Annotated in this window: 4 protein-coding genes and 1 pseudogene; 4 read left to right on the top strand and 1 reads right to left on the bottom strand. The window is 61.0% G+C overall.

The features are described from left to right. Positions 1-283: 283 nt before the first annotated feature. Complete coding sequence (locus FA740_RS18980) at positions 284-1,303, bottom strand: nucleotidyltransferase family protein (RefSeq protein WP_136858364.1); 1,020 nt, start codon at positions 1,301-1,303, stop codon at positions 284-286. A 340-nt stretch (positions 1,304-1,643) separates the two neighbouring features. Here FA740_RS18980 and FA740_RS18975 point away from each other — a divergent pair, with 340 nt between their 5' ends. The 4 genes and pseudogenes from FA740_RS18975 to FA740_RS18960 form a co-directional block, all read left to right on the top strand. Next, positions 1,644-2,669: an IS110 family RNA-guided transposase gene (locus FA740_RS18975; protein WP_136858363.1), complete on the top strand. Its 1,026-nt coding sequence runs from the start codon at positions 1,644-1,646 to the stop codon at positions 2,667-2,669. Between the two features lie 501 nt (positions 2,670-3,170). Then, the gene (locus FA740_RS18970; protein ID WP_246053743.1) at positions 3,171-4,181 is read left to right on the top strand and encodes an exonuclease domain-containing protein; all 1,011 of its coding nucleotides are present in this window, start codon (positions 3,171-3,173) and stop codon (positions 4,179-4,181) included. A gap of 89 nt (positions 4,182-4,270) precedes the next feature. Continuing rightward, positions 4,271-4,636: a helix-turn-helix domain-containing protein gene (locus FA740_RS18965; protein WP_136858362.1), complete on the top strand. Its 366-nt coding sequence runs from the start codon at positions 4,271-4,273 to the stop codon at positions 4,634-4,636. A 546-nt stretch (positions 4,637-5,182) separates the two neighbouring features. After that, positions 5,183-5,742, top strand: a pseudogene (locus FA740_RS18960) (hypothetical protein); the annotation flags it as partial.

The following is a 5,742-nucleotide window of genomic DNA, read 5'->3' as shown; positions in this document are numbered from 1 at the left end:
CCACGATGGCGTTGATCCCAGGGTTGATATCGTTGATCCGGTCCAGCGTCGTCGTCATCAGCTCTCGGGCCGTGACGGTTCCGGCACGCAGGGCAGCCAGTTGATAGGTCGCGTCATGTTTGATCATACTGCACATTCTGTCTGGCCGCACGATGGGGTCAATACATCATCGGACAGGGCCAACGTGGTGGGCTTACTCGTGGCTTGCAACGAGACTCTGTTATGGACGTGCCCGTCTAAAGCATTGACGTCACACACGGGCCGTGCTTCGCGCTACCCTGCTCTACGTAAGGACAGGCAGGAGCCTCTTTGCGTCCGGCATGAGCTCCAGACTTGCGGCGATCAGGCTCCCCCACTCTTCGCCTTGAGAATGCGCATGCTCGTAGGCCTCAGCCAAATCATCTGGACGGTCTTCGGCGAGGACGCGAATGAGAAAGCCGGCCTGAGCGCGATCCTTTTGGGCTTGCACCCTGTCCCTGCCGTCGTGTCGCCTGCTGGCGACCATCAGCTTGTGGATCGCGAAACGCTCCGGTTGTGGGATCTGCACAAGGACACCAGAGCGGTAAAGCGCCAGCGCGGGGATCGAATTTTCAATCAGGAAGTGCAGGTCGTTCAGTGCAGGTGCACTCGCGAGAAAGGCTGGTAGCGGAGAGACGCCTTTCTTGCCGAGCTTTGGTGTCAGGAACTCTACCCCAGCCGCGCTGCCGCTCTGCTTCCATTTCCAGGTCGGACGCTCGGACGCCCCTGGGGCAGCTTCAAAATTAACCATCCGCTGGAAATCTCCCGGAAACTCCCTCATGTGATTATCAATGGCTATCGAGAGCCGCTTGACGTTCGAAGGACCAATGTCGCCGGTGCCGGATGGTGCGTTTGGAGTGACCTTAACCCCCAGTTCGCCTTGATACAGCATGAAGGCCTCGGTCCCGATGAGCGTCCCACCTTGCTTGAAGAGACCTGCGCGGGCCAAGGCGAGAAGTAGAGCGCCTGTTGCCCGATCCGGCGCTGCCATTCCCTCGGCTTTTAGAACACGTGCGAGCCGCGACATTCGCGTCCTTCGGTCCTGCGCATCCAACTTGGAACCCTTCTGACGCGCAACGCGTGCGCGCAATTCGGGGCTGTCTTCGCCGAGGTAGCGGCTCTTCATCTCGGTGCCGATCCGGAACCGGTCATAGAGATATGTCCGCCCGTTGCGCTGGCGACTTTCGACACTACCCGCAATTTCCGATTTCGACATGTCGAGATGCATGCGCAGCAAGTCTTGATAAGCGACGAAAGCCGCACGTGAGTGGGAGATCAGGGTCATGTGAGGATAGCCGCCCTGCCATGTAAATAACGACTATCTTACCCCGATGCCCATGTGCAGCAAACTTAAAGTCGCTGCACATGGGCATGAAGGGCTCAAGGTCGCCCAAGCTCGCCCCCCATGCGGCCAACATCAGAAGAAAATCTCGCCCCCACGTCTGTGTGAGAACTTCGTTCTGGCGCCACCTGCGCATGGTCGAGCTTTCACACATGGGGTAATCGCGGAGCGAGTCGCCCGGGCCGTAATGCCAGCGGACTTTGGACGGGTGGTTGTTCCCCGATAGGATCCGGATACGGGCTCACGATCGACACCAGGCCCAAGCATCAAATGGAGAACAACCATGTGCGACTATATTGGTCTGGACGTATCTCAGAAAGAGACAACGATCTCGGTGCGCCGGGAGGGCCAGCGGGTCTGGCGGGGCAAATGCCCGTCAGATCCTCAGGCGATTGCTATGGTTCTGCAGCGGCGCGCACCGGATGCAAGGCGGGTCGTGTTCGAGACCGGCCCGCTGTCCGTCTGGTTTTACCATGCGCTGAGCGCCGAAGGGCTTCCGGCCATCTGCATCGATGCAAGACATGCCAAGGCGGCGCTGGACATGGCACCGAACAAGACCGACGCCAATGACGCCGACGGCTTGGCCCATCTGGCCGAGATCGGCTTCTACCGCGAGGTTCGCGTGAAGGGCTACGACAGCATGCTGGTCCGCACGCTGGTTGCAGCTCGAAGGCGCCTTGTCCGGGTTTCGACTGAACTGTCCAATCAGATCCGGGGTCTGATGAAGACATTCGGTCTGATCGTCCCAGGTGCAAAAGGAGGCCGGTTCGAAGCCGAGGTCCGGCGGCTGCTCGGTGGCTACGCTGGTCTTGAACAGGTGCTGCTGCCACTTCTGGAGGCCTGGCTCGCCGTCCGGGCGCGGGCTGCAGAACTCGGGAGCCAGCTGTTGCGCACTGCCAGACACAGTGATGCCTGTCGGCAGCTGATGTCGATTCCCGGCATCGGGGCGATCACCGCGACATCCTTCACGACGGCCATCGAGGATCCCGAGAACTTCCGGAAGTCCCGATCTGTCGGCGCATGGCTCGGGCTGACAACGCGTCGCTATCAGTCTGGCGAGGTCGATTACGACGGGCACATCTCGCGACGGGGTAATGCACATCTGCGAGGCCTGCTTTATGAGGCAGCGACCGTGGTCCTGACTCGCACCAGCGCTGATAGCGCCTTGAGAACATGGGGGCTGAAACTGCGTGAACGGATCGGATTCAAACGGGCTGCCGTCGCCGTCGCGCGCAAGCTGGCCGTTATCATGCATGCCATGCTGAAATCAGGCCAATCATTCCAGCGCGAAGCTGAGGCCACGGCCTGATCCCAAGCCGTTCCGCGTCAGCCTTTCGACGCGCCGAGGCGTCCCTGCCGGGACGTGGCGAGAACCATTCCGCCGAGGCTGTTGCACCATCTGCCCGACTTGGCCGATGCGTGCGCTTCACACATAGGAAGGTTCGTCCGCGAAGCCCCACCATGCGGCGGCTTAATGTCGACCGCGAAGATGACACTGCTCCCGGCAAACGATGTCCCATCGCCAAGAAAGACCTTGCAGAACGACATGCGATTAGATGACAGCCTCGGCCCGTAGCTGACGGATGGCTCCTGTCGGGTGACATGCTGCAGCATCACGGAACCGGCCATTGGTGCCCGCTGCAGCGTGAGACAACGGGCAGTGTCGCTAGTAGGGCATTATGCTTCGGAGAAGGTCTGGGCTGCCAACCTCCATCCGCATGCCCATCAAAACTATCAGGCCGCGCAAACAAGTGTCTCGCCTTGGCCACGTCTTCGGCTAGGATGCAGCAAATTTGCGGAGTGAAACTGAGTGGCGTTGTTTGACTGGCTTCTCGGACGCAGCGCTGAGCCGCAGCTGCGCGATCCGCAACGGGCTGAGGATTTTGATCCGTCCTCCTCCCGATCCGTCCAGGCCTCTGACAGACCGTCCTTCGGCCATACAGAGCAAGTCCCCCAGGGGCGCTTTCGATTCATCGCGTTGGACGTGGAAACAGCATGCAGCGATGCCGCAAGCATCTGCCAGATCGGCCTGGCCTGTGTGCAACCCGATGATGAGATCCAGACATTCTCGATGCTGATCAATCCCCGCACCCGGTTCGATCCCTTCAACATCCGGCTTCACGGCATCGGTCCGGACCATGTCGCACAGGCCCCCGGGTTCGCAGCCGCCTTGGAAAGTCTCATGCCGCTGCTGACGCAGCACCATCTTGTCCAGCACAGCAACTTCGACAAACAGGCGGTGAATGCCGCCTGCAGGTCCTGCGGCATCGCTGTGCCCGAACTGCGGTGGAGCGACAGCGTCACGATCGCACGGCGGGCCTGGCCCGAGCTGAAGGGGAATGGCGGGCACGGGCTGGCAAATCTCAAGCGGACGCTGAACCTGAGGTTCCACCACCATGACGCAGGCGAGGACGCCCGCGCAGCCGCAATGGTCATGCAGCACGCCGAGCGCCGTCTTGGTCTTTCCTTCGATGAGCTGACCAAGCCCACAAGCAAAAAGACCCATGCGGCCGCGGTCATCATGGCGGGAAACCCGTCAGGGCCCTTGGCCGGCTCCACGGTGGTTTTTACGGGCGCGCTTGGCCTGTCCCGAACCGAGGCCGCCGAGCTGGCAGCCCAAGCCGGGATGTCGGTCAAGGCGGGGGTGACCAGGCAGACCACTCACCTCGTCGTCGGGGATCAGGACTTGTCCCTGCTTGCCGGACATGCGCGAAGCAGCAAGCATCGGAAGGCCGAAGACATGCAGGCTGTCGGTCACCCCATCCAGATCCTCGGCGAGAGCGATTTTCGAAAGCTGGTCGCACGGTGCGACACAGTCTGAACCCCTTCTCGGGCATGCTCGCTTGGGTGACCCCGTCGCGGCCGGATTGCGACGGGCATGGAAAGCAACCGTTTCGCGAGGAGATCGCCATGATGAAAAGACCGCCTAGGCAAAGCGGGACGCCCGATCAGGATGCCCTGGCGCGGATGCGCGCCGCCCATCCCGCAGGCGCCGCACTGCTCGATCAACACCAAGCAAACGCAAATCTCGCCTTGGCTCTGCGGACGCTCCGCAAGAGCAAGGGGATGACGGCAGCCGACGTCCGGCGCGCGTCGGCGGACCTCGGTCGGCCGCTGACGCCGGCAATGGTCTCACGGCTGGAGAGCCCGATCGCCGAGTTGCCTGAACTCGATCAAATCGTGCGCTACGCCTCCGCCTGCGGCGCGCAGGTCGAGCTCTCCTTCGTCATCGGGAATACCGATAGCGACGGCGCATGCCAAGTGACGCTGTCTTAAACAACGCGCCCGCAGCGTCGGATCTGGCCGACAGGCTTGGCACGCGTCGTTCATGCGATCACCAAGCGCATCGAGCCTGGTCACAATTTTGCCGGCTTGGAAGCATTGCCCGCGCTTGCTCGCGACGGTGGAGACTCACCGACGTGCCCTCCGCCTCAGTCGAACTGCAGTTTTGGCCCAGTCCTCGGTCATATCGACACAAAGGGCGGGAAGCGGTCATCCGCTATGGGTGCGAAGGCACCTCGGACGCACCGTGGAAGCGGACGTTCGGTCGCCGAGCAGCACCCTTGTTGCCGCAATCAGCCTGAAGCGCGGAAAGCAGACCTGCGGCAGAGCTGCATTTACTCGCCTTGTATGACGCATAATCGAGTCCTTCAGCTTCATCACCGGCTTCGATCCATAGCCACCACCAGCGAGCTTGCCTCCCCATAAGCGAGTTGTGATAGTGACCTACGCTTCACGGGTGAAAACTCGGCCTATGATGGGCATTGCAATGGTGTTTTTGGGGGATACTTGGTGGGTCACAACGAGGGAGCGCCTCAGAAATTGACATTCAAATTCCTACGGGGTGCGGAGGCTGATGCCGGTGAACTCGATTGGCCGGATGGAGCAGATGTCGTCAGGAAAGCGCTCTCGGAGTCGCTGAACGCAAAGAATGTGGCGTTCCTACTCGGGGCGGGATGCTCGTCATACTGCATCAAGGATCCTGACGATCTGCTCGGGGACGAGTGGCGGGAGGTCGGCATACCGACCATGGCACCGCTTGCCAAGGAGTTCACGAAGGAGCGGGCGACCGACGAGGCGGGGTTCCCAACAGCCGCGGAGCGAAAAGTTCTTACCGACGAATTCGGGATTGAGATCGGCGACAAGGAATATGCTCGCAACCTTGAACGGTTGATGGAGCTGCTATTCAGCCTCCGGTTCTCGCTCTCTAGAAGCAAGCTTGCGAAGGCGAAGGACAATCTCAAGACGGTCAATTTGGACCTGCCCCGGTTTCGTTCCGGTCTTCTGAGAGCGATGCTCTCACCAAAGGAGACAGGATATGGCAGCGACACACGGCGACGAGTTCAAGCGGGATGCGGTTCGCATCGCGCTCACCAGCGGCC

It is taken from the genome of Paracoccus hibiscisoli (assembly GCF_005048265.1).
Taxonomy (GTDB): Bacteria; Pseudomonadota; Alphaproteobacteria; order Rhodobacterales; family Rhodobacteraceae; genus Paracoccus; species Paracoccus hibiscisoli.
Note: the sequence above shows the minus strand (reverse complement) of the source record. Positions and strands in the feature narration are given on the sequence as shown.